This window comes from Microcoleus sp. B9-D4, assembly GCF_036705105.1.
GTDB lineage: Bacteria > Cyanobacteriota > Cyanobacteriia > Cyanobacteriales > Microcoleaceae > Microcoleus.
Window position 1 is genome coordinate 25,228 of record NZ_JAUBTS010000058.1, and the last position, 23,883, is coordinate 49,110.

Here is a 23,883-nt window from a genome sequence, read left to right on the forward strand (position 1 = left end):
GCCTCGAATTTGGATGAAAGCTTGCGAGGCTTTGCCTCTGGACATGGGTTCCCAGGCAGAGCCTAGGAACCAGTTAACGTGCGAAACAAACATAGAAACAGTGTCGGCAATTCAACGCTTTACTCGTTACCAGGCTCTGCCTGGTAATACATATCATGAGGCTCTGCCTCGAATTTGGATGAAAGCTTGCGAGGCTTTGCCTCTGGACATGGGTTCCCAGGCAGAGCCTAGGAACCAGTTAAACAAACATAGAAACAGTGTCGGCAATTCAACGCTTTGCTAATTCATGCAAATAGGTAAAAACAGGGAAAAATATATAATGAAAGAGCAAAATGTCAAGGATGGAACTGGGAAGAAGAAAAAGCACTTTTTCTTTCTTTTACCTTTGGTTTTTTGCCTTTTAACTCTAGTGACTGGATGCGTTCATTACGATGTCGGGGTTAACTTTGAGAGCCAAACTCGCGGCGAAATCGTGCAGCACATTAAACTGGGGGAAAGGTTGACGAGCTTCAGCAGCGAAACTGTTGCAGAATGGTTGAAAAGCGTAGAAAGCCGGGTGAGGTTGCTGGACGGAAAAACTAAACGGCTTTCGCCCACAGAAGTTTTAGTGAGGATTCCTTTCAATAATGGCTCAGAGTTGCAAGACAAGTTCAACCAATTTTACAATCCCGTCGCACCAACCACACAATCTCGGGTTTCAAGTCCGCTAGAAACAGATTTGCCGAAGTTTGAATCTCACCTTAGTGTCAAGCAGAATAATTTATTATTGGTGCTGCGAAATCGGTTGAGTTTGGAATTGGATTTGCGCTCTCTTTCACTGCTTTCTTCTAACGGCAGTCTGCTGCTGAGTCCGGGGGGACTTTTGGAGCTAGACTTTAGGTTGAACACGCCTTGGGGCGCCGAAAGTATTGAAACAGTCGCCGGTGCGCTGGTTCCCGAAGGCTCTCAGCAAGGAAAACAGTTAGTTTGGAAGCTCAAACCCGGAGAAGTTAACTATTTGGAGGCGATATTCTGGATTCCCAGTCCCGTAGGAATTGGGGCGCTGATTATTGCCTTATTTGTGGCGGCGGGCATTGCTTTGAAATATCAAATATTGCCAGGGCTGGGAATCGGCAAGAAACCGCAAAACATCGGTCAAACCTAAAGAGGATATGGGGAGCATCTCATATTTGTAAAAATACTTCTTCTGGCTCCTTCCTTTTTCTGGCTCCTTCCTTCTGGCTCCTTCCTTCTTCCTCTTTCCTTCTGCCTCCTGCCTCCTGCCTCAAAACTCCAATTTCTAGCGGAGGGCTGCAAAGGTGAGATGCTCCCAGGATATGTCCTAGAGGGGCGGCTTAACCAATCTCTTCAATCAACTCTCAGAGCTGCAATAAACCCGCCCCTCCCCGGATATTATGGTTAATTGACCCGATTTGATTTTATAAAAAAAACTGAGAACATCTGCCAAAAAACAGTTGACAAATGGTAAATAATTTGCTTAACCTGAATTGAGAATTAGGAACAGAGAAAATGCGATCGCTAAATTTCTTCTTCATATTTCTGATTTGCTTGGCTCTAGTATTATTCAGCATCGAAAATACACAGCCAGTCGCCATTCAAGTTATCGAAGGCGTCCAAGTTAAAGCTCCGCTGTGCGTAGAACTAATTGTAGCGACCGGATTAGGAGCCACACTAGCGTGGCTGTTCAGTCTGTGGTCGAGAATGCAGCGAACCCTCGCCTCGCGCCAACAACTCCGCCAAGTTCGCGAAAAAGAGCAGCGGATTCAGGAATTAGAACAAAATCTTGAACGCTATAAAGCCGAAGTAGAAGGCAAACAACCTTTGTTAGAAAGTGCAGAACCGATAAGTTTAGAAATAGCAGCCATTGAGGGCACTAATCCTGAAATGACCGCCAATTAACTTGATATGCTCTCTGGTTTTCCCAGAGGCAAAATCTAAAATCTAAAATCTAAAATCTAAAATCTAAAATCTAAAATCGAATGGCCGTTTCCCGAGACCAAGATGGCTTAGAAACGATTTCCGAGGGGATCGCAATTTTAATTGACCTAGCCGAACGGGGAGAAATTGATCCTTGGGACGTTAAGGTAATTGAAGTGTTTGATCGATGTCTGAGCAAGCTTACGAACGCCTCCGATGCAGATCAGAGTAAGGATTTCTCCGATTTGTCCCACTCCGGCCAAGCGTTTTTGTACGCTTCAATGCTGGTGTTGCTCAAAGCAGAAAGTATCGTCCTCTCCGAACCCCCCGCGAATCCCGACGCCGACGAGCCCGCAGTAGAAGACGTAGAACACTCAGGCGGGCGACACTTGCCGCAGCATTTAGAACGGCAATTGCGCCGTCGCGGTGTAGCTCAACTACCGCAAAAACGCCCGGTGACTCTCCCAGAACTGATTGAGCAGTTGCAGCTAATGAAAGCAGCAATGGAGCAGCAGACAGTTACCCCCCGTCGCCGCCCTACCTCAAAAATGCGATCGCCAGCTGCCCAGGCTATCTTTGAGCTAGCTCACCAAGAAAATCTCGTAGAAACTGCTAGTGAACTCGAACGGTTTCTGGCTCAGCGGGGCGCGGAAATTGACGAGGGTTGGCTGGACTTGGACAAATTGCTAGAGCTCTGGCATCATAACGATTTGCACTCTCCTGTCAACCCAGAACACCCAGTATCGACTGGGGAAGTTCACTTGCCAAATCATGACCGCGTGGGTATTTTTTGGGCGTTGTTGCTGCTATCGGCTCAGTCTAAAGTAGAGTTGCTTCAAGAGGAGTTTTACCAAGACCTCAAAATCCGCGCGCTTTGAGCTTGCAGGGTATTAGGTTCTCGGAGGAAACTAATAACTATGCCACTGCGTCGGTTAAGATTCCAGGCAGAATCTCGCTCGATGGCATTCTGTTGCTGAGCCCCGGATGCTGAGAGCGGGAGTGTGAAGTTATTGCTGGTTCCCGATACCTGGTTTCTTAAATCCAGGTTAATTCCGAATAAATGATTGATAGCCTGGTACGATGTCGCCTATAAACAGGTCAGGATTTTGCTGTGATCGATCAATTTGACGATCGCAACCGCTAGCATCTAATTGTTCAGTTGATATCAGTTAACAGAGGGTTGAGGAAGTTAATAATGAAAGCGATGATTCTGGCGGCCGGTAAAGGCACTCGCGTCCGTCCCATTACTCAGACAATACCCAAACCGATGATTCCCATCCTGCAAAAGCCAGTGATGGAGTTTTTGGTTGAATTGCTCCGCCAGCACGGATTTGACCAGATTATGGTCAATGTTTCCCACCTGGCAGACGTGATTGAAAACTACTTTCGCGACGGTCAAAAGTTTGGGGTACAAATTGCCTATTCTTTTGAAGGGCGAATTGAGGAAGGAGAACTGATTGGAGAGGCTCTCGGTTCGGCTGGTGGCATGAAACGAATTCAGGACTTCTCGCCGTTTTTTGACGATACTTTTGTGGTGCTGTGCGGCGACGCTTTGATTGACTTGGACTTGACTGCTGCTGTGAAGTGGCACCGGGAAAAAGGGGCGATCGCTACTATTGTTATGAAATCGGTTCCCCGCGAGGAGGTTCCCAGTTACGGAGTGGTGGTAACAGACGAGTCTGGCAAAATTAAAGATTTCCAAGAAAAACCTTCTGTAGAGGAAGCTCTGAGTACCGACATTAACACTGGTATTTATATTTTTGAACCGGAAATATTCAAATACATCCCTTCGGGCCAGGAATACGATATCGGTTCGCAGTTATTTCCCAAGCTAGTAGCAGAAGGCGCGCCTTTTTACGGAATTAGCATGGACTTTGAGTGGGTGGATATCGGCAAAGTTCCTGACTATTGGCGGGCAATTCAGAGCGTGCTGCTGGGACAAGTTAAAAATGTTTCGATTCCGGGAATTGAAGTACGCCCCGGCATTTACGCTGGTTTGAATGTAGCTGTCAACTGGGATAAGGTTGATATTACTGGGCCTGTTTACATCGGCGGGATGACGATCATTGAGGATGGAGCAAAAATTATCGGCCCGACAATGATCGGCCCAAATTGTTGGCTTTGCAGTGGCGCCACTGTGGAAAACAGCGTGATTTTTGAGTATTCCCGTTTGGGCCCGGAGGTGCGGTTGGTTGACAAACTGGTGTTCGGGCGCTACTGCGTTGATAAAACCGGGGCTGCGATCGATTTGCAAGCGGCGGCTCTCGATTGGCTGATTACTGACGCTCGCCAAGTTTTACCGACTCAACACGGAGAAGAGCGGCGCGCCATATCTGAAATTCTCGGTAATGGTGGATAATTGCTAATTGCTAATTGCTAATTGCTAATTGCTAATTGCTCAAGGTAAGGTGCGCCTAGCGCACCCTACTTTTACGTTTATGATCTCAGCTTTTAATTCTGGTAATGTGCTTAGGTTGCACCTCACCTCTTCCACCATTCTCAAGAACAGGCAAGATGCCTGTTGCACAAGAAAATCTACTGTTTGTGGAACAGGCATCTTGCCTGTTCATAAAAGGCTTCTTGACAGTGGTGCAACATCTCAGTTACACCCTACATTTTAAGACTGAAGATAAGTATATTGGCTGAGACTCCGCTCGTAATTTTGCAGCAAAAGTTGGGCCTCGGAAAGAGTAATTTTATTTTGCTGCAAAGCCGCTTCTGTCTGACGGCGGATGCTTTCAACCAAATTTTCTGAATCGTACTGTACGTAGCTGAGGACTTCTTTCATCGTGTCTCCTTTCACAACGTGTTCGATATGATAGCCAGAAGGTGTTAGCTGAATGTGAACTGCATTAGCATCGCCGAATAAGTTGTGAAGGTTGCCCATAATTTCTTGATAAGCACCTCCCAAAAATAGCGCCAAATAGTAAGGTTCTCCAGGTTTGAGAGTATGCAGTTCCAAAACCGACTTCACATCTCGCAAATCGATGAATTGGTCGATTTTGCCGTCGCTGTCGCAGGTAAGATCGGCTAAAATACCGCGTTGAGTTGGTTCTTCGTCGAGTCGGTTAATTGGCATAATTGGGAACAATTGGTTAATTGCCCAACTGTCTGGTACTGACTGGAAAACAGATAAGTTGATGTAATAAATGGACGCCATCACCTTTTCTAAGTCTTCCAAGTCCTCCGATACATATTCTTTTTGCCGCGCGATCGTCTGTATTTTATCGCAGCAAGCCCAGTACAACTGTTCGGTTTTCGCCCGTTCCGCAATTCCCAAATAGCCTAAGTTAAATAAACTGACTGCTTCTTCCTTGAATTGGATAGCATCGTGATAAACTTCTTGGTAATTTTCGGGACTGATAGATTGGTAAATTTCGTAGAGATTGCGCGGAATTTGGTGCGCGTTTTCATCTACTGGTTCGGGTACTTCTCTGGGGACATCGCTAGTACCGAGTACGTCAAAAACTAACACTGATTGGTGAGAAGCGATCGCCCGCCCGCTTTCGCTAATGATAATTGGAACCGGGATTTTGCGCTCGTCGCAGGCATCTTTCACTCCCGCTACTACGTCGTTAGCGTAGTTTTGCATATTGTAGTTTTTGGAAGCGTGGAAGTTGGTTTTAGACCCGTCGTAGTCAACGCCGAGTCCGCCGCCTACGTCCAAGTAGTTCATATTAGCTCCCAATTTAGCTAATTCTACATAAATGTGGCTGGCTTCTCGAATGGCGTCTTTGATGACGCTAATTGAGGAAATTTGGGAGCCGATGTGGAAGTGCAGTAACTGCAAACAATCGAGCATTCCAGCTTTTTCTAGTTCGCCGACTGCACGGATAATTTCAGGAATTGTCAAGCCAAATTTTGCCCGATCGCCCGTGGAACCTCCCCAGCGGCCAACGCCTGTAGTAGTTAGTTTTGCTCGCACTCCCAAAATCGGTTTAATTCCTAATGCTTTGCTGGCGGCGATTGCGAGTTCTACTTCCTCTATTTGCTCCAACACAATTACGGAAGTTTGCCCTAGCCTCTGCGCCAAAATAGCAGTTTCGATGTATTCGCGGTCTTTGTAACCGTTGCAAATTAATAAAGCGCCTGGGTTTTTTAAGGTCGCCAAAGCTATCATTAATTCCGGTTTCGAGCCTGCTTCGAGTCCGAAGTGATGGGGTTGACCGAAACGCACCAAATCTTCTATTAATTGTCGGTGCTGGTTGCATTTAACGGGAAAGACACCGCGATAGACATTTTTGTAATTGTAGCGAGCGATCGCTCTGGCAAAACACGAATTTAAGCGCTCGATCCGGTCTTCCAAAATATCAGAAAATCGAATCAGCAGAGGCAAAGCCAAATTTCGCTGTTTCAGGGATTCTACCAGTTCGCACAAGTCGAGGGAACCGCCGCGATCGCCCTTGGGAGACACTGTAACGTGACCGGCTGCATTGATCGAAAAATACGGTTCGCCCCAACCTTGAATTCGGTAGAGTTTCTCACTATCTTCTATTGTCCAAGATGCTTGTGGCAGTTGAGCTGCCGTTACCAAAGCACTGTCTGGTGCCGCCAAACTCGTGACTGTTGGCGAGTGAGTCGATAGCGGATCGAGATCGGAGAAAGCAGCGGTGGCTGGGGAACTCATCTTATGGGAAACCTCTTTTAGGAGTGGTCAAATAGATAGTTTATCGCAGATATCGGGTTTCCTGATGCAGTTGAAAAATCACTTTGGGTACAGGGGCTGGCGATTTTAGATTTTAGATTTTAGATTTTAGATTTTAGATTTTAGATTTTAGATTTTAGATTTTAGATTTTAGAATTGACTCTACAGATAGATGAAAAGCGCGGATTGAACTACAATCTCAACCGTATTTGCTTTGCGGGACTTATTTCTTCAAGCAAGTATCCCTATGCAGGTGAACTCGGAAACCGAGTTTCCGAGTTCACCTGCGCCAAGAGAGTTATCGGACGATCGCTCGCCCGACACACACTAACCAAAAATCACCTCCGGCGGCGCCATGTCAGCCCCCATCATCAATCCCCCGCTCTTAGACTTCTTCAAGCCCGGTTGAGGTGCTTTTTCTGGGGTCTTCTGAGCCGGTGCAACTGAGGCTGGCGGTGTCACCTGCGGTTGAGGTACTGCCTGTGCTCCTGGCACCACGGGTTGCTGCGACAGCCAACCCAAACCCCCTACAGCCCCAGCCATCAAAGCGGTGTAGCCGATGTACAAATGCACCGGACTCATTTGAAAGCCTTCGCCTGAGTCGGAATCGGAAACAGACACATACATACTGGGAATTGGACTCGGATCTGGTTTGGGCAAAGCATTCGCCATAGCGCTACCGTCTAGTCCCAAGGCGTCGCCAAGTCTGCGGATAAAACCTCTCACGTAAATATCTTGGGGCAGTTTGTCGATTTCCCCATTTTCGATCGATTCGATGTGGTGCAGCGGCACGAGAGTTTGACTGTGGAGTTGCTGCAGGGATAGGGAGCGAACTTGCCGTCCCTTACGCAATTCTCTACCCAACTCCCGCAGGCACTCTTCTCGCTGTTGAACGGCTAAAGCTGCTTCTTCTTCCTTGGTGAGTTTTTTTGGCTTCTTGGGAAAACCGAACCCTGGGAAGGATTTTCCGGGGACGGTGACAGTTGCAGGTGGAGCCGAATCGACTTTAATTTCGTCTTGGGACGCTTGTTTGCTGTCTTCAGAAGTGTTAGTGTCTCGATCGGAATTTTCAGTTTCAGACTCGGTTTGGGGCGGCGCTTCCACACTAGCGCTGCGCCAATAGAAGACAGGAGCAGTTACTGGTGGCTCCAATTCTTGAATTTCTGTCACCGTCTCAATGGCGGGACTTACAGCAGTAACACTCTCTTGGGCTACTTGCGGTTCAATTTTGTTTTGTTTGGGAAAGCGATCGAATGCGAGCTTGACGGCTTCTCTGCTAACTGCTCTAATTAAAATTTCGGCAGCGGAAGCCGCTTCGCCCAACAGTGTTTGCAAGCTAGCTAGAGCGTGGCTATAGGTGTCGCTACAGACGAGTTCAGCTTCTATTTGACCTAGGACAGAACGAAAACTTTCTTGAGAAATTTCAATAGTTGGGTGATCTGTCACCCCAAAATAAGCCTCGGGTTTCAGTGCCATGATATTCATGTTGTCTTCGTAGAAGGTATCTGAGTACGTTCTTCGACAGGTTGGCAGTGATTCCGGATGTGGGTTGGGGGAGAGTGGGAGAGTGGGGCATCGGGCATCGGGCATCGGGCATCGGCCAAACAGGGCATCGGCCAAACAGGGCATTGGGCATCGGCCAAACAGGGCATTGGGCATTGGTAAGCTGTTGCGGCTTTTAAATTGTAGGTCAAAAAAATCAAAGTCTTGTGGGGAGTAGGGGTTGGGCGTCCCGCCCGCCCTGAATATACAATTTAAATGTCCGACAGCTTAGCCCCTCACCAATAACTACTGTTTGTGGATGCGATCGAGCAACCAAAGAGCCCCGAAAATCCCGACAAAATGGGCAACAGTGGCGTGAGTATTGGCGAGTACCACAAATATATCTAGAGGCTGAATAAATCGGCCCACATCAACTGCGGCACCGAACAAGGCTTGCGGCTGAGCTAGAGATTTGGCTAAAAGCGTGCCGCTGATGGCTTCTGCGCCGATCAGCGTCAGCACCATTCCCGATAAGTTGCTCATCAGTGACAGCCGCACCTCTTTGATGGTGTCTGCTTTTTTGGGGCGGACTGCGTTACCGGGCGATCGCAGTTCTCTCGACAAGCGGGTGAAGCGGAAAGAGCGATATATGCTGTAAGCGAGTACGGCTAGCCCGCAAATGGCAAAAAATACGCCCCCGCCGGTGCCGGCACTGGTTGAACCCGCACCGGCGGTAGCCCTGGGGAGGGCAAAGGGGATGGCAAAGAGCAAAATGATCGCCGCTACCACCCCTAGCACTAACTGTACCCAGAAGCAAACCCAGCCTGTTGTACGAAGGGCAAAGGCTACTCGCTGTACGGCGACAGGAAGCTTATCGTTATCTAACTGATTAGTCATATTTTGAGTGGGTATAATTAATTGGCATTAGTTGGCAGCAGTTTTTTCTCTTCGGGGACGGTTGACGGCGGTTAACCCTCTTTATAATAGAAGTAGCAATGTTTAAGATTTGTAACTAACATTGGATTTCACATTTGAATAGCGTCGATCGCCAGGTACCCAAAGCAATGACACAACTACAACCCACCGTCACTCCCAAACTGGAACAGCCAAAGTTTGGCTTCAACAGCTACGCGGAACGCCTTAACGGTCGAGCCGCCATGATCGGTTTTTCTTTAACTTTAATTATCGAGTATGTCACAGGCCAGGGCTTGCTGTCCTGGTTAGGTCTCAACTAATTTTAGCAATGGCGCGGTCAGCCTTACACTTTGTCTTGACTCTTCCGGCAGCGGGTGTGACTTCTGCTGACCGCGACAAATTCGGGAATTGATTAAAATATTAATTAGAAACAAGCCCAGCGACTTCTCTGCCGAGAGAGTTCTGTTCCCGAATGCAATAGCTGGCTTTTGGAGGTATATATGGGGTGGAATTTTGATTTGACAAGCTTGGCAATTTTGCCTCGCTCCCGTACAATTCCCCACAGGCGAGAAGATTAATTTAGGTGAAGCTAGTCTTTGAGCTAGAAATCCCGATCGTTCCGCCAACTCTAAGTTTTAGAGATTGTAAATAAATATAGAACAGAGTAAAACCAAATGAATGCTTCGTGGACGCGACTTTTGAGGTCAGCTTACCGTAAAGAGCCAATTACCAGTTTTGTTGTAACAGTGGGCGTTGTCGATGCCGCCATCGGCAGCATGGGTGCGAGTGGCTCTTTATTGGCTTTTGGGCTTGGCACCGCTGGGGTGGCGATGGCTCTCCGTTGGTGGCAATTTTACCGCTCTGGAGCCGAACAACCCGCACCAGCTCCCGAATACTATCTTCCTCCTCAGTCTTCTAGACCTCAGTTGCCTGTGCTTAATGTGTCTAAAAAAAATCCTCCTTATTAAGATTACTGGGCAATGCTGACTGGGCGATGTGCCGATCGACTCCCTGGATCTGAGGCACCAAAAGATAGGGCAAGAAAGTCTTTCGATCTTGGATGCTTGGTTTATGAATATTTCTGTTGCCGAGAAACTGTACAAAATTGGCTCTGTAGCTGCCTGTAGTGGTTTGTCGGTGAAAACTGTTCGTTACTATGAGGAGATGGGCTTGCTGTCTCCTGCGGTAAAGCGATCGCCTGCGGGTTATCGCTTGTTTGGCGAAACCGTATTCAACAGGTTGGCGTTTATTAAACGCTCTCAGGCTCTGGGTTTGAGCCTTCAGGAAATTAAGGATATTTTACAAGTTCGCGATCGGGGAGAGTTGCCTTGCTCTGAAGCGAAGCAGCATCTAACGGCTAAGGTAGAGGAAATTTCGGTGCAAATTGCAGCCTTAGAAACTTTGAAGGGGGAGTTGCAAGGCATTCTCAACTGCTGGCAAGAGGAACCCTCTCAGGCGAGCATTACTAGCACGATTTGTCCGAATATTCAGCGGGATTGAGCAGCGGAAAGATACAAAAAAAGGGAAGGAATTATGGGTTTCCTTCCCTTGATGGTTTTGTGGGTGGTTTGGTTGGTGGTTTTGTTGATCGTTTGGTCGATCGTGTTGAGCTTTTAACTGTTTTCGCAGAGTTTGCTGTTGCTTTTTGAGTTGCCGAGCCCTGGCTGAGCCGCCTTTACCTTTGGAGTTTCTACCCTCGCTGCGAGGAGACTCCCAACTTTTTAGTCTCATATTTTTACTTGTTTGCACTACTTCTATAATACACCGCCAGATTTTCACTGTCAAGTATTTTTTAGAGCGATGTTTCGTAGTATCAACTGTTGACTGATTGGGATTTGCTACAGACATAGCGATGGTGCGCCCCTAAAGACTCTACAGCCCGATGGTGCCCCCATAAGCACCCAACAATTAGAGTTTTTTGTCGGATGCCGTTAACAGCCCTAATTGTGTATATTTATCAGTCAAAATATCCGGCGGGTATTTCAGCATCTGTAAAAATTGGCAGCGTTTCCCAAATTTTCACCCATTCCGGCAATTGGGCTACTTTTTTTAGCTGGAGCGACATTTCTATTAAGGAAAATCCTAAATTGTGGAAATCTTGAATAAGTTCGGCTTTAAAGAAAATTTCATTTTTAGCTAAATCGGGAGCATTAGTCGCAATGACAATGCTGTTGCCGGTTTCTAAATTGCATATATAAACTTGTGCGAATACAGTTTGAATTGTTTTCACCGCTACCGCATTAAACTCTTGTTTGTGGAACAGGTGGACAACTAGAACACCTGCGCTTGACAAGTGAGTTTTGCAGAGTTGGTAAAATTCTTGTGTCACCAATTTATAGGGCATATAGCCGCTGCCAAAACCAGCATCCACGATAATTATATCGTTTGTTACTGTGGAATCTTGTTGGGCTAGATATTCGCGCCCGTCTTGAATGGCTACTTTGAGTCTGTCGTCGAATTGAATGCCAAAAAATTTTTGAGCTACTTCGACTACTTTTTGGTCAATATCTGTACATTCGACTATCGCGTTAGCGAAATAATGGTGAAAAAATCTGGGGAGGCTGCCGCCACCAAATCCGATTACATAGATTTTTTTGGGGTGAGTTTTCCAGACTAATGCTAGCAGCACGGCTCTGGAATAGGGAAAGATTAAATTTAGTGGATTGTTGAGGTCTAGGATTGATTGAGCTACATTTGTGATTAAGGTTTCTCTGTCTGCTAAAACAAGTAAGAGGACTGAGTTTATTTTTTTTACGGCGATGCAGTTGGGGCCGGAGTTTTGTTGAAATAGGATGCCGTCTGGCTGTTTCTGAAGCCAATTGATTTGTTGGTGAATAGGTACTAAATTGCTAGTTTGTCGATCGCCTTTATAATCAGTCATACGATTTTAGATTTTAGATTTTAGATTTTAGATTTTAGATTCAGGGTAAAGGCATCTTAACTTTAACCCAAAATATGCGTAACTGCTCACTGCAACTGCGCTGCAGTGAGCAGTTACGATGAGTATGAACCCGTAGAAGGGCGGCTGAGTGTGTCGGAGTTAGTTTGAATAATTCATGTAGGGGCGATTCCCTACGGGATAGCTGCGCTTCACGCGCTTTGGGACAAGTTGGGAGATGAGGGCGATCGGGCTTTTTCAGCTTCAAGTATTCGGATTAGCTGTAGCCTTCGTGATGGACTGGATAATCACATCAAAATCCTTACGGATGTCTGCCAGTTGTTTTACCCAAGTATTAGAAGCAGAAATCGCTTCCTCTCCCTCCTGACGAGCGGCTGCAATTTTCTTCTCAATCTCTCCGTAAACCTGTTGCTCAAATTCAAATAGCTGTATTTCAATTTGATTTTCCAAGTCTTTTGCTATTGATTGAAACTGACTGGTAATATCACGACGGACATCAGACATTTGCCTTTCTCGCTGATGTTCCTGTTGCATTTGTAAAATATCTACTCCTACTGAAACAAGTGCTAGAGCCGGCCCCAGGAATTTAGCAGCATTGCCGATGTTTTTGGCCATACCAACCGCCTGCCAAGGCTTAAACTTAAAGCCGACAAATTTTCCCACAGCCACAACACCTTGATGTAGACCGCTTCCTACTACATCTCTAGAACGTAGAAAGCCTTGTCCAGCGGTCTGTGCAAAACCCCTCGTTGCCAAATTAGTCAGCTCCACTCCGGCCGTCTCACCAATTTTTTTAAACCAGTTAACTTGGTCTTTAAGTCGCTCCACATCCATACCAGAACCAGGATTTTGGGCTGATATATTTTGATTTTTATCTAGGCAAGCAACAAAACTATTGACTAGATCACCTTCTAGAACTTTTTCAACTTCCTGCTGGATATCGTCAACTGCTACATTAACAGCTTCTTGCAGTTTGGTTTCTGCTTTCTCATAGTGCTTCTGCACGTTGAGTTCAGTTTGTTTATTAAGCCTTTCAAAGTTCGGATCGCTACCTACTGCTGCGGCAAGAGTGTTACCTTCGCTAGCAACTCCTGAAGACATCTCCAGGGCTATATTTTTAACCTTGGTTCGCAGGCGATCGCGCTCTTTACGCACGGTGCGAGATAACCGTGTTAGCACTTCAAAAAAAGTAGAATCTTCGCTAGAGTTGCGAGTAAAGCTCAACTGAGCATCATCAACACAGCTAAGGGCAATTCGGACTGGTGTATCAAAACGAGCAAGAGAGCCACGACGCTCTATAAACTGATTGAGCGCCTCAATAAAAGTTGGAAATCGGCTGATTTCCCTCAGAAAATCATCGTTAGAATCAATGCCTTCACAGTAGTCTTTGGCATCGATAAAGCAGATAGGAAATTCATCAAGACTGTAAGGCTTCAGTGCATCGGCAAGACTTTGGCGGTAGTTGACAATTTTTTGCTCTTCTTCTCCTGCTTCATCAGACATTTTATTAATAACCAGCATCATTTTCCAGCGATAGCCTTTTTCATAGGCTAATTTCTTGAAATTCTCTGCTGTCAGTGAGTCAAAGAGCATATAGGTGAGGCAGAAAACCAGCAAGTCTGATTTGTTGATCGCTTCATAAGTAGTTTCATCGTGATCTTGGCGGTCTGTAAAAAGTCCAGGCGTATCAATTAGCTTGATCCCGTTCCAGTCATAATTGGTAGTTTTATCAGTAGCAATATCAGCATCAATACGGATATCGCGTCGTCCTGTCATGCCAGAGATAATAGTTGATTTGCCTGCACTGTACTGCCCCACAAAAGCTACGCCGACAATTCCCTGTTCTCGATACTCTTTTAACTCATCGCGCACTTTTTGGCGAATCGCTGTTAGTTCGGCTGTGTTTCCCTGAGCCAGCAAATTGTCAAATTTTACTAGCGTTTTCTTGAAATAAGCACCGACATCAGCCGCTTTAAAGTTGGGGTTGTTCTGAGTCATGATAGTTTAGTCCTTTTTAGTAGATTTGAGGCTAAAGGAAATATCCTCTTGAAGGATGTGTTGAATATCCTCTAGGGATTTTAGTAGCTGAACTTGGGATTTGGTAACAATTTTCATTTTACTACGCCCGAAATCTCGCTGAACTTTGGCAATGGTTTCGTTGATCCGCTCATCTGTGAGAGTTTCATTTTCTTCAACACACCAGTCAATAATTCGCTTAGCATAAGCACGATTTAGATAATTTGCTGTACCTGATAACCTGTTTTTTGCTTTTTCAAGCTCAGTGGCGATCGCCTCTAGCCCTGCAATCAATTCTTCAAAATAGATGTTGATATTCCTGGTTACAGAATCAGAATACTTGCCAAAGTCCCCCTTAGCCTGCTGTAGAGTTCTTTGCCGATGAGTGTTGAGCTGACTTTCCAATGAAGTAGATATATTTATAACAGCTTCGCGTCGCTTTTCATCTTGGGATTTAAACATTCCAACAATCCCGCTAACCACAGCACTTACGATGCCGATAGCGAGACCAATAGGAGGGGCGAAGAACGTTATAATAGCAGAAGCTATCAAGAGCAGACTGCTACCAATTCGCACAAAATCTCGCAAATTGTTTGAATCCTGCTCAGTAAAGCTGAAATCGCTGCTGCTAAGCTGAGATATTAGCTGTAATTCATTTCCTATTTCCTCCAGAGCTTCCTGAACTTCCTTATTAAAATTTTTGCTCGCCTCTTGATAAGCTATTTTTAAGCGTTCTTCAAATCGAAGTGCTTTTAATTTTTGTTGCCATCCCACCTTTATCGCAATTTCTTTAGAGTTCCAATGATCTTCTGCAAAGGATGGTATAGCATTGATAGTATCTTGAAAAATACTATCAATTTGTTGAACTAAAGAGTCTTTAGCGTCCTTAGCTGCTTTTCGGAGGTCTTTTTGGATTCCCTCGCGCTTATTTTTCAGAGTTCCTGTCAATTTTTCATAGACTAAAGCTTGTTGATTCACCCATTTATTAGGATGATCAATTGCACCTACGGTAGAACCAAGCAGAGTTTGAGAGCGACGAATTGCCCCATGATTAACCAGAGATACACGGATTGACTCCAGAAATTTCTGCATCCGACTTGCCTTAAAAAGCTCCTGTTTCTTCTTGACGTGTTCTGGTTCGCGGGAAAGCTGCGCCGCCAGCAACATCACAGGAATAATATCGAAGTAGTCATTAGCATAATGCTGTTTAGCGTACCGGCGGATACGTTGAATGTGCCCACCAATACCGCTTTGACCATCCATTTCAAACAGTTTATCAGGGTTCTGTAAGAAATGCTCCAACCGTCGAGGATCGCGCAGGTTGTTCTTGACATTCAGTAAAATAATTAATGGCTTGGCTTTTACCTTTAATAGCCGCAAGAAACCAAACTCACTCTCTTGGATACTGTCATTTGTCACCACATAACAAATCACATCTGACTCGTCGATAATACTTTTAGCAATTTCTTCATCACTTTGACCACCGGAAGCGCCAATCCCAGGAGTATCAATGATGCGGATATTCTTCCACTCGTACACCCGATTAAACCGAGTTGTGCGTTGCTTGCCTACACCGATCGCATCCCACCCATCATCTGTAACGATGGCGTGAAGAGTGCTTTTTCCTGCCTTAGTTCTGCCCATAAAGGTGATGCTGAAATGATTGAGAGCGCGTTCCTTGGCACGAAGTGACTCCCGTACACTCTCAATTTCTTTGATAATTTCGGCACTTAGATCATTTCTAGTATCCTCAAGTTGCTTGGCGACTTCCTTAGCTGTGGTAGCTTGACCTTTACCACCTGTTTTATGTTTGATGTCTTCGATAGCAACTTGAATATTTTTGTCCAATTTTTTAAGTGCTGATAAAGTGCTTTTAAGTGCCAATTCTGCAAATTTGTAATCTTCATCCGCGATGACTGCACACTGACGAATCGCCTCATCATATTCTGGCCCAGTTAACAGGATTTCCCGTCGTATTTGTTCAACTTTTTGCTCACTCCCAGTGAGCTTTGCTACATTATCCACCAATGCCCGTGAAAGGAGAGAATCAGCCCCTTTAAGGAAACGCGCACCGAAAGAGACTTTCTGTTGTTGGTTGTGTTCGCCTATGAATCGGGTATCAGTGAAGGCTCCAACTTCTGCCAACTGTCGCTGTACTTCTCCCGGTGGCCAGTTCCAAATCCGTGCTACTTGTTCGGCCATCTGACGCTCTAATGCTGAGCAGAAACCGTCAACATAGGCGATCGCCAACATTTGCGACATGGCCTCACTTTGCTCACCGGGCGACACTTTCTGAGCTAAATCCTCTACAGAAAGCTGGTTTTCCTCTTGAGCAAGAATTTTTTCCATCTCAGCGAGAGTGCGTTGAGAAGCGCTGATCTGCGTTGCTAGTCCGCGTAGTGCTTTCGACTCTTCACTATGAATCTGCTGATCCGCACAGACCATGTGTGTGACTAATAGGAATGGGTAGTCTAGGTGTTCGGTAGTTCTTGAGCTTTGGTCAGACATCTTAACTTATTCAATATTTGCATTGGTCACTGATTAAGGAAATAATACAGTCTCAGATTTGTTGTTGAGTCTCTTTTGTTACCTCCTTTGGCTTTGATTTTTCCGGCTGTTGAGCTTCTTTAATTTGGCTGTCGGCTCGACTCCAAATTTTAGAAAGAGCCCTATTTAAAGAAATGTAAGGAGTACCCAAAATATCGTCTGTTGGAACTTGATATTCTTCAACTAGCACCGTTCCAGTTGTCGAAGTTGCAGGAAATAAATTGTATTTTTCATCAGACTCTATATAGTATTGCCAGACATCAAGGGCAAAATCATAGTGCTTAAATGCTTCTACCAATTTAGCATAAACAGGAGAACTGTTGCTGCCAGCCAGCCGTGCAAATTTATCTATGGAGACTTTTAATTCTCTCAGTTGCTCGCTATAGTCTCGGTAATTCATCCCCACATCTAACCGAGACTGAACTCCAGAGAATTGATCGATAAGCGTTTTCTCTGCTGTCTGAATTTCCTCAACTTCTTTGATTTTCTTAGTAACTTTTTCCAAAACATTCCTAGTTATATCTAGTTCAGATTGGATTTGAGGGGACAGAGAACCATCCACATTTGTGAGTCTCCCCAAAATTGCTAATGCTTCTTGCAAGTTTTTTTCTGAATTTTTCAGCACATTAATATCAGAAGCACCTTCACTATTTTCGGATTTCACTATTAATGCTTGAGCTTTAGCAATCGCCTGTACAACCTGCAAACGAGTCCGAGTTGTAGCTAGTTCAGATTGAGCTTTTGGGTAAACAGAACCAGGAAAATCATTAATTGTTGTTAATAAAACAATCGCTTCCTGCAATTGTTGTTCAGATTTTGTTAGTATCTCTATACTAGAACCTCTCTCCGATTCCATTGCTTGAACTATCAATATTTTCGCTTTATTAATGGTCTGCTCTTGTTTAAATCTAAAGAATACTATAGATATCCCTGAACCGACAATCAATAATACACCGACTGCTACCCCTACTTTAAGGAAGAGATTTTGGTTTTGAGGGTTTGCCTGATATAAGGGGATAGTTTTGGAAACTTTAGGTAAAGATTTTTTTCTAATGCTTGGTTTAGACAAAGCTGATTGAGAGGCTATGACTTCTATTTTGCCTTCTAGAGAATCAACCTCCGTCGCTATCTCAAACTCTCGATTCCAAGCCGGGAAATCCTCACCCACCTGCTGCCCGTAAACCTTCACAGAAGCGATCGCCCCCGCCTTCAAATTCGTCAACTCCCTGCGGACAATCCTGATAGAAGCCTCCTCATCAGGAACCCGATCGCCCTCCAGCATCACCTGTAAACAACCATCTTGCAAACTCGCAGTCGCACTAATCCCCTTATTCTGTAACGGAAGATTTAACAGACTGGCGATCGCCTCCACATCCCCCAGCTTAGCCCGTTCCTTCAAACTAAGCTGATTTGACTCCGTATTATCACTAGAACTTGCCCGCCCCTCTGTGACATTTGCAACAGGCAAATTTGGCCCCGCCACTTCAAACTCTTGACTCCACGCCGGCACCTTTGCGCCCGTCTGTCGCCCGTAAACCTTGACTTTCTCAATTGATGCAGCCCCCAAACCAGCGATCGACTTACTCACCCACGGGGCCAAGACTTGCTGACTAGGCGCTTCTGCCGATTCCAGCATCACCTGTAAACAACCATCCTTAAGGGAAGCTGCGGCGGTGATGCCCTTGGCTTGTAGCTGGCGGTTCAGCAGAAGCGCGATCGCCTTTGCATCTCCCTGCTTCGCGAGTTCCAAAATATTCGGTTGTGTCATAACAGGTAGATACAACTAGCGCTTAGCATAACCTTTTACTGTCTAAGTATAAAGTATTGTCCAAATACTAGAGGTTGTCAAGCCAGATAAAGTCCTATTTAGTAGTTTTTTGCATCCCAGCTAAACCATAAAAAGTCACATTTAGCTGGTTGCTATCAAAAAAGTCATAGATTCAAGACTTATTCGGCCACAGCGTTTCCGAATTCGTCTCCTATGATACCCTATTTTTAGGTGACTTAGAATCACTCCTGCACCCGCAGTGCGATCGCCTAACCGCATCCGAACAACAAGTTATCTCTTGGCAAGCACGATCGAACCAGCAGACATCTCAAAAATACCAGAAAACCTGCAACTATCAAGGGCAGAACTATTAAATGTCATGCAATCTTTAGGACGACGGTCATTAGTTGAAACAGTACAACAAAACGGGCGATCGAACTTTACGATCGCGCCAGTAATCAGAGAGTATATAACCAACAAAAAATGAAAATCGCCACCTGGAACGTCAACTCAATCCGCACCCGCATAGAACACGTTACTAGCTGGTTGCAAACAAACTCCCCAGACGTTCTCTGCCTCCAAGAAACCAAAGTTACAGACAAAGACTTCCCCCTAGAACCCTTCACCAACCTCGGCTACAACTGCTACATTTCCGGTCAAAAATCCTACAACGGTGTCGCCATTTTTAGCCGATCGCCCCTAACGCAAATCAGCATCGGATTTGCCCCCCTTCTCGGCGACGAAACCACAGGTATTTTTGACGAACAAAAACGCCTAATAGCCGGGGTTATAGACGATATTTGCATTATTTGCGTATACGTTCCCAACGGTTCCGAAGTTGGCAGCGAGAAATATGAGTACAAGCTAAAGTGGCTCAAACTGCTGCAAGAATACCTCAAAATAGCACTAGATAAATCCCCCAACTTGTGCATTTGCGGCGACTTCAACATCGTCCCGGACGATCGAGATATCCACAATCCCAAAGCCAATGCTAACTCCGTCGGCTTGTCTGTCGCCGAGCGCCTCGCACTAACAGAAATCATAGAATTAGGATTAAACGACCCCTTTCGCAAATTCACATCAGAAGGCGGCCATTATAGCTGGTGGGACTACCGCGCCGCCGCATTTCCCCGCAACAACGGCTGGAGAATAGACCACCATTATCTCAGCTTTCCCCTGTACGAACAAGCAAAAAACTGTACAATAGACATTGCTCCTAGAAAATTAATCAAACCCAGCGACCACGCCCCCGTAATTGTCGAAATTTGATTTATAAGTTATAAGGTTAATAACAATTGACATCTTGCCCCATTCTCAATAAGCCTGGGATGGGCGGGCAGGATGCCCACACCACAATAAAATTAACTCTTTGTGGTACAGGCATCTTACCTGTTCTTGAGAAAAGTGCAAGATGTAAGTAACAACCAACAACCAAAAATTATGTTCTTAGTAACCGGAGCAACAGGCGCACTAGGCCGCCGAATTGTACGAGAAATCAGACAGCAAGAAAAGCCTGTCCGCGCATTCGTTCGCCTCGCATCTCGCTACTCTGAACTAGAAAACCGAGGCGCCGAGATTTTTATCGGCGACTTAAAACAAGACAAAGATATTAAAAAAGCCTGCCAAGGAGTGCAGTACATCATCAGCAGCCACGGCACCGGCGGCGACGTTCAAGCAGTACACTACCGCGCTAACATAGAATTGATCGACTGCGCCAAAGAAGCCGGAGTGCAGCACTTTGTCTTTGTTTCGGTACTGGGAGTCGATCGAGGATACGAAGATTCCGCAGTATTCAAAGCCAAGCGAGAAGTTGAAAAATACCTGCAAAACAGCGGCTTGAATTATACAATCTTGCGGCCTGCAGGTTTTGCTTCCAGCTTGCTACCCCTAGCAGAAAGATTTCGAGAAACCGGACTTTACCTGCTGATTGGCGACGGCAAAAACCGCACATCTGTTGTCAGTACCGACGACTTAGCAAAGATTGCAGCAGACTCGCCCACAGTCGAAGGCGCCCGCAACCAAATTCTGCGAGTCGGTGGCCCGGATGTGCTGACAAGAGACGATATTCCCCGCATTTTTGCACGCTTATTCAAGCGCGAACCGATGGTAATCAACCCGCCGCTGGTTGTGTTTGACGGTGTGAGAAATGCGTTGGGTTTATTGAATCCTCAAGCTCAAAAAGACTTAGGAACTTTGCGGGTATTGCTGGGTAATGAGTATTTCTGCACTCCCGAAGAAGTGCAAAACTTGGAATCAATCTACGGCATGAGAATGGAATCTTTAGAAAGCTTTCTGCGGCGCAATTTGAGCGTTTAAAGTGTTAGTAATTCTCGTTACCAGGCTCTGCCTGGTAATGAAGATTCGGAGGCTCTGCCTCCAAATTTTTGTCTCATTTTAATGGAGGCAGAGCCTCCCGATATGCGTTCCCAGGCAGAGCCGGGGAACGAGCAAAACGAGCAAATGTAGCGTCAAATCGCAACTGAAAACCATTTCTTCTCGTTACCAGGCTCTGCCTGGTAATGAAAATCCGGAGGCTCGGCCTCCAAATAGTTGTCTTATTTTAATGGAGGCAGAGCCTCCCGATATGCGTTCCCAGGCAGAGCCGGGGAACGAGCAAGCCTGCGGTCTAACGGTAATCCGTTGACAGTCGGGTTAGTTCACGCAGAAATAGGTACTGGTTCAGCACCAATATAGCTGGTAACTGCGATCGGCGGAGAAGTCGGCTTAGCAATCAAATAACCTTGCACAAAAGTTGCTCCCCGTTCCCGCACCCACTCAAACTCCTCCAAAGTTTCCACACCTTCAGCAACAGTTTTAATTTCTAATTGAGCGGCAATTTCTAACATCTTTTCCGTAATTAGGGCCTTATAATAATCTTGATCGACGTTGCGAATCAATTGCATATCCAACTTAATAAAATCTGGACGCAATTGGTGCATCAAATTTAAATTAGAAGAACCGCTGCCGAAATCGTCCAGGGCAATTAAAAATCCCGCCTCTCGGTAAAACCTCAGAATATTAATCAAGTGATCGAGATCAGGAGGGTGCTGAGATTCCGCTACTTCAAAAACAATATTGCTGTGAGGAATTCCCGCTTCATCGATAGCCTGTACTGTTCTTCGCAGGCACGTAGCGGGATCGTAAACTGAAGTCGGAGAAAAATTAATAAAAAGTAGTTCTTTGATATTGTACACATGGGCTTCGCGGATAGCGCGAGTCCGGGCTAAAACATCTAGTTGAAAAATTAGACCTGCTGATTCAGCTTGGGCAAAAATCCGACCCGGATAAATTAAGTTTCCTTGCTCGTCAATTCCTCGGAGTAGCGCTTCGTGGGCAAAAATTTTAGAAGTATCTGAGGTATAAACAATGGGCTGAAAATGTGTAGTAATTCGTTCTTCGGACAATAAATCTAACAGCCAATCAGAGTTACTCAAATTAATAAAACTGTCTAAGGAAGTGCTGCGATAAAAATCGCTAAGTTTTGGCTGTTCAACTTCGGACATCCACAAAACTTTTGTCTCTTTCAACTCTTGATTTGTCAGCACCGATGATGCTAGGGCGTTAAACTTTTCTTTGGCTATTCCCTCAAGCATAATGTACAAACACTTGCTCTCTTCTAAAAGCTTGAATTCAAGTTTAGCCTTAGCCAGTGCCGAAATAACCTTGGTCAGCGTGTGCGATACTGGAAACCACAGGTACAGACCTCCCCTGCCCTCTATTTTTTCGGGTACTGTTTCGCAGCGAGAGCATGAGCCGAAGGCTTTGCCACTTATTTGCATTGGAATATCCTCCGGTTTTCGGGTTAATTTTAGACCCGCTAAGAATTAGCTTTTATTATAAGCTCATTCAGCTATTAATTCATATATCTCAAGATGTAAATCTTAATGAACTTGTATTTAAGAATTATTGCAGTATTTATACTTGCCTCCGGTTTTAAACCTTGGTCAAAGTTCTCAGCATTGAGCAAGTACCTGTGATTAAACACAGTCCCAAATCATCACAGAGGGAGAAGGCAAAGACTTGTTCTCTAGTCTCTACTGCTGCTCTGATTGTTTACGTTTTATTCTATAATTCCGTCTGCCAAAACAGTCGCTAGAGTTTATTTTTTACCAAAGGCAAATTAACACGCCCGTGAAGCACCGCTATCCCGTAGGGAATCGCCCGATCGACTAATTTATGCGTACCACAAATCTACACAGCCAGACGATCGCCCAAAACACACTCACTGGCTGGGGCATATCCAATTTAATTTTATAATCGGGATGACAGGATTTGAATTAAGCTCTCGGAACTATTCTACCACTTTCCGCCATCCTAGCCCATTTTTTCGCTCAATCTAGACAACCTGTTTTGCGTCTGAGCGAAAACTGAGCAGGCTGCTGTATTCTTTACACAGTAGGCGACTCAGCACTATGGAGAATTGAGCGAAAGATGAGCGAAAAATCTAATTCAGTCACCCTCAGCACATCCGCTGACTACCTTATTGGGTATGAGCGGATTTTGGACTACTTCAAGCAAGCACAGAAAGAATGCCCCAAAGGGGTAGGACTAAAGAAGGACAGTAAGGCTAAGGGCAGGGCTGTTTCATTCTCGGATCCGATCTGCAAAAGTAAAAGCGATCGCGCTATCTGATAAGATTTTCAACGATCGCTGAACAAGAAATATATATGCTGACTCTAATCCCATTTCTGAAAAAAGTCAATGACCCACGAAAAATGTCAGGAAAAAGACATCCCTTATGGCTGATATTACTATAGGTTGTTTTGGGACTAATGTTCGGTTATTTAGGATATAGAGATATAGAAACCTTTGGTAAGTCTAACCAAAAACTGATAGTTAAAACTTTTCATCTCACCAGGTATCGAATACCATCTTATTCTACTATTAGACGGGCAATGATGCTTGTGAATACCTCGGATTTAGTAGAATCATTTAATCAATGGGCTAGCCAGTTTGCCACTCCAAACGACTTGACTGATTGGGTATCAATTGATGGTAAATCTCTCAGAACCACTTGCAAGAACTCCGACAATAGTTCTCAAAACTTTGTGTAAATTGTGTCTTTATTTAGTCAGACAAGTGGTTAGGTTCTCAAACTACAAAATTTTCAGTACAAAAAAACTTCATAAATTGGACAGGTGCAAGAGCTAGTAAGGAATTATCCTCTAAGCGGGCAAGTATTTACTTTAGACGCTTTGCACTGTCAAAAAGAGACAATTACTCTAATTAATCAGTCTCAAAATGATTATATTATCGCCCTTAAAGGCAATCAAAAAAACTTGTTGAAACACGCAGTAAAAATTACGGCAAATGAAACACCCAAAAGTCAATCCCAATCGGTAGATATTAGTCATGGTCGTAACATAGTGAGAAAGGTATCTGTCTTTGATATTCCCCCTATGGTATCCCAGAGTTTTGAGAAATCAAAATGGAGTAAAATTACCAGTTTAATTAAAGTCGAAATAAGCGGTACTCGTGGTAAAAAAGATTATGAGCACCTTGCCTATTACATCAGCAGCTTATCAGTACCTGCCGAAATATTTGCCTCAAAAATTCGCGGGCATTGGCTTATAGAAAATCAGTTACATTGGGTGAAGGATGTATTCTTTAAAGAAGATAAGTAGGTCGGCATAAAAAAACCAAAGTAAGTAAAGAAATGTTAAGAGCGGGTACGGGAACTAAATTTAAAGCGAT

22 protein-coding genes are annotated in these 23,883 nt (G+C 45.0%); 14 read left to right on the top strand and 8 right to left on the bottom strand.

Annotation, left to right across the window (positions count from 1 at the left end):
• The 5 genes from QUB24_RS26070 to QUB24_RS26090 form a co-directional block, all read left to right on the top strand.
• The coding region (locus QUB24_RS26070) for a hypothetical protein (protein WP_333156520.1) at window positions 1-283 on the top strand (283 nt) is incomplete at its 5' end.
• A 36-nt stretch (window positions 284-319) separates the two neighbouring features.
• Window positions 320-1,144, top strand: a complete 825-nt coding sequence (locus QUB24_RS26075; RefSeq protein ID WP_333156521.1) for a DUF3153 domain-containing protein — start codon at window positions 320-322, stop codon at window positions 1,142-1,144.
• A 365-nt stretch (window positions 1,145-1,509) separates the two neighbouring features.
• Complete coding sequence (locus QUB24_RS26080; protein WP_333156522.1) at window positions 1,510-1,899, top strand: LapA family protein; 390 nt, start codon at window positions 1,510-1,512, stop codon at window positions 1,897-1,899.
• A gap of 80 nt (window positions 1,900-1,979) precedes the next feature.
• Window positions 1,980-2,795 carry a segregation/condensation protein A gene (locus QUB24_RS26085; RefSeq protein ID WP_333156523.1) on the top strand — a complete coding sequence of 272 codons (816 nt, stop codon included), beginning with the start codon at window positions 1,980-1,982 and terminating at the stop codon, window positions 2,793-2,795.
• Window positions 2,796-3,112: 317 nt separating this feature from the next.
• On the top strand, window positions 3,113-4,276 hold the full coding sequence (locus QUB24_RS26090) for an NDP-sugar synthase (RefSeq protein WP_333156524.1): 1,164 nt from the start codon (window positions 3,113-3,115) through the stop codon (window positions 4,274-4,276).
• A 258-nt stretch (window positions 4,277-4,534) separates the two neighbouring features.
• Here QUB24_RS26090 and speA read toward each other — a convergent pair whose 3' ends face one another.
• From speA to QUB24_RS26105, 3 genes are all read right to left on the bottom strand, one after another.
• Entirely contained in the window at window positions 4,535-6,544 is a 2,010-nt protein-coding gene (gene speA / locus QUB24_RS26095; RefSeq protein ID WP_333156525.1) for a biosynthetic arginine decarboxylase, read from the bottom strand.
• 345 nt (window positions 6,545-6,889) lie between these two features.
• Window positions 6,890-8,038 carry a helix-turn-helix domain-containing protein gene (locus QUB24_RS26100; protein WP_333156526.1) on the bottom strand — a complete coding sequence of 383 codons (1,149 nt, stop codon included), beginning with the start codon at window positions 8,036-8,038 and terminating at the stop codon, window positions 6,890-6,892.
• A gap of 312 nt (window positions 8,039-8,350) precedes the next feature.
• Entirely contained in the window at window positions 8,351-8,941 is a 591-nt protein-coding gene (locus tag QUB24_RS26105; RefSeq protein WP_333156527.1) for a DUF3611 family protein, read from the bottom strand.
• 167 nt (window positions 8,942-9,108) lie between these two features.
• Here QUB24_RS26105 and QUB24_RS26110 point away from each other — a divergent pair, with 167 nt between their 5' ends.
• The 4 genes from QUB24_RS26110 to QUB24_RS26125 all read left to right on the top strand — a co-directional run bounded on the left by QUB24_RS26110 (window position 9,109) and on the right by QUB24_RS26125 (window position 10,608).
• A complete protein-coding gene (locus QUB24_RS26110; RefSeq protein WP_172186391.1) occupies window positions 9,109-9,279 on the top strand; it encodes a hypothetical protein in 171 nt (56 codons plus the stop codon).
• 354 nt (window positions 9,280-9,633) lie between these two features.
• Complete coding sequence (locus tag QUB24_RS26115) at window positions 9,634-9,927, top strand: hypothetical protein (protein ID WP_006632298.1); 294 nt, start codon at window positions 9,634-9,636, stop codon at window positions 9,925-9,927.
• 103 nt (window positions 9,928-10,030) lie between these two features.
• Complete coding sequence (locus QUB24_RS26120; RefSeq protein ID WP_333156528.1) at window positions 10,031-10,459, top strand: heavy metal-responsive transcriptional regulator; 429 nt, start codon at window positions 10,031-10,033, stop codon at window positions 10,457-10,459.
• Window positions 10,456-10,608, top strand: a complete 153-nt coding sequence (locus tag QUB24_RS26125) for a hypothetical protein (protein ID WP_333156529.1) — start codon at window positions 10,456-10,458, stop codon at window positions 10,606-10,608. Before QUB24_RS26120 ends, QUB24_RS26125 begins: the two co-directional genes overlap by 4 nt.
• Before the next feature lie 308 nt (window positions 10,609-10,916).
• Here the strand turns inward: QUB24_RS26125 and QUB24_RS26130 are convergent, their stop codons facing one another.
• The 4 genes from QUB24_RS26130 to QUB24_RS26145 all read right to left on the bottom strand — a co-directional run bounded on the left by QUB24_RS26130 (window position 10,917) and on the right by QUB24_RS26145 (window position 18,189).
• Entirely contained in the window at window positions 10,917-11,840 is a 924-nt protein-coding gene (locus QUB24_RS26130) for a fused MFS/spermidine synthase (RefSeq protein ID WP_333156530.1), read from the bottom strand.
• Between the two features lie 261 nt (window positions 11,841-12,101).
• On the bottom strand, window positions 12,102-13,856 hold the full coding sequence (locus tag QUB24_RS26135; protein ID WP_333156531.1) for a GTPase: 1,755 nt from the start codon (window positions 13,854-13,856) through the stop codon (window positions 12,102-12,104).
• Between the two features lie 6 nt (window positions 13,857-13,862).
• The gene (locus tag QUB24_RS26140; RefSeq protein WP_333156532.1) at window positions 13,863-16,382 is read right to left on the bottom strand and encodes a GTPase; all 2,520 of its coding nucleotides are present in this window, start codon (window positions 16,380-16,382) and stop codon (window positions 13,863-13,865) included.
• 52 nt (window positions 16,383-16,434) lie between these two features.
• A complete protein-coding gene (locus QUB24_RS26145; protein ID WP_333156533.1) occupies window positions 16,435-18,189 on the bottom strand; it encodes a hypothetical protein in 1,755 nt (584 codons plus the stop codon).
• A 298-nt stretch (window positions 18,190-18,487) separates the two neighbouring features.
• Here QUB24_RS26145 and QUB24_RS26150 point away from each other — a divergent pair, with 298 nt between their 5' ends.
• From QUB24_RS26150 to QUB24_RS26160, 3 genes are all read left to right on the top strand, one after another.
• Entirely contained in the window at window positions 18,488-18,676 is a 189-nt protein-coding gene (locus tag QUB24_RS26150) for a hypothetical protein (protein ID WP_333156534.1), read from the top strand.
• Window positions 18,673-19,458, top strand: a complete 786-nt coding sequence (gene xth, locus QUB24_RS26155; RefSeq protein WP_333156535.1) for an exodeoxyribonuclease III — start codon at window positions 18,673-18,675, stop codon at window positions 19,456-19,458. The genes QUB24_RS26150 and xth overlap by 4 nt, the downstream gene beginning before the upstream one ends.
• Window positions 19,459-19,629: 171 nt before the next feature.
• A complete protein-coding gene (locus QUB24_RS26160; protein ID WP_333156536.1) occupies window positions 19,630-20,505 on the top strand; it encodes an SDR family oxidoreductase in 876 nt (291 codons plus the stop codon).
• A gap of 341 nt (window positions 20,506-20,846) precedes the next feature.
• Here QUB24_RS26160 and QUB24_RS26165 read toward each other — a convergent pair whose 3' ends face one another.
• Window positions 20,847-21,968 carry an EAL domain-containing protein gene (locus QUB24_RS26165; RefSeq protein ID WP_333156537.1) on the bottom strand — a complete coding sequence of 374 codons (1,122 nt, stop codon included), beginning with the start codon at window positions 21,966-21,968 and terminating at the stop codon, window positions 20,847-20,849.
• Window positions 21,969-22,961: 993 nt separating this feature from the next.
• Between QUB24_RS26165 and QUB24_RS26170 the strand changes: the two genes are divergently transcribed.
• Together QUB24_RS26170 and QUB24_RS26175 are read left to right on the top strand one after the other, a co-directional pair.
• On the top strand, window positions 22,962-23,243 hold the full coding sequence (locus QUB24_RS26170; protein ID WP_333156539.1) for a transposase family protein: 282 nt from the start codon (window positions 22,962-22,964) through the stop codon (window positions 23,241-23,243).
• A gap of 84 nt (window positions 23,244-23,327) precedes the next feature.
• Entirely contained in the window at window positions 23,328-23,813 is a 486-nt protein-coding gene (locus QUB24_RS26175) for an ISAs1 family transposase (RefSeq protein WP_333156538.1), read from the top strand.
• Window positions 23,814-23,883 lie beyond the last annotated feature (70 nt).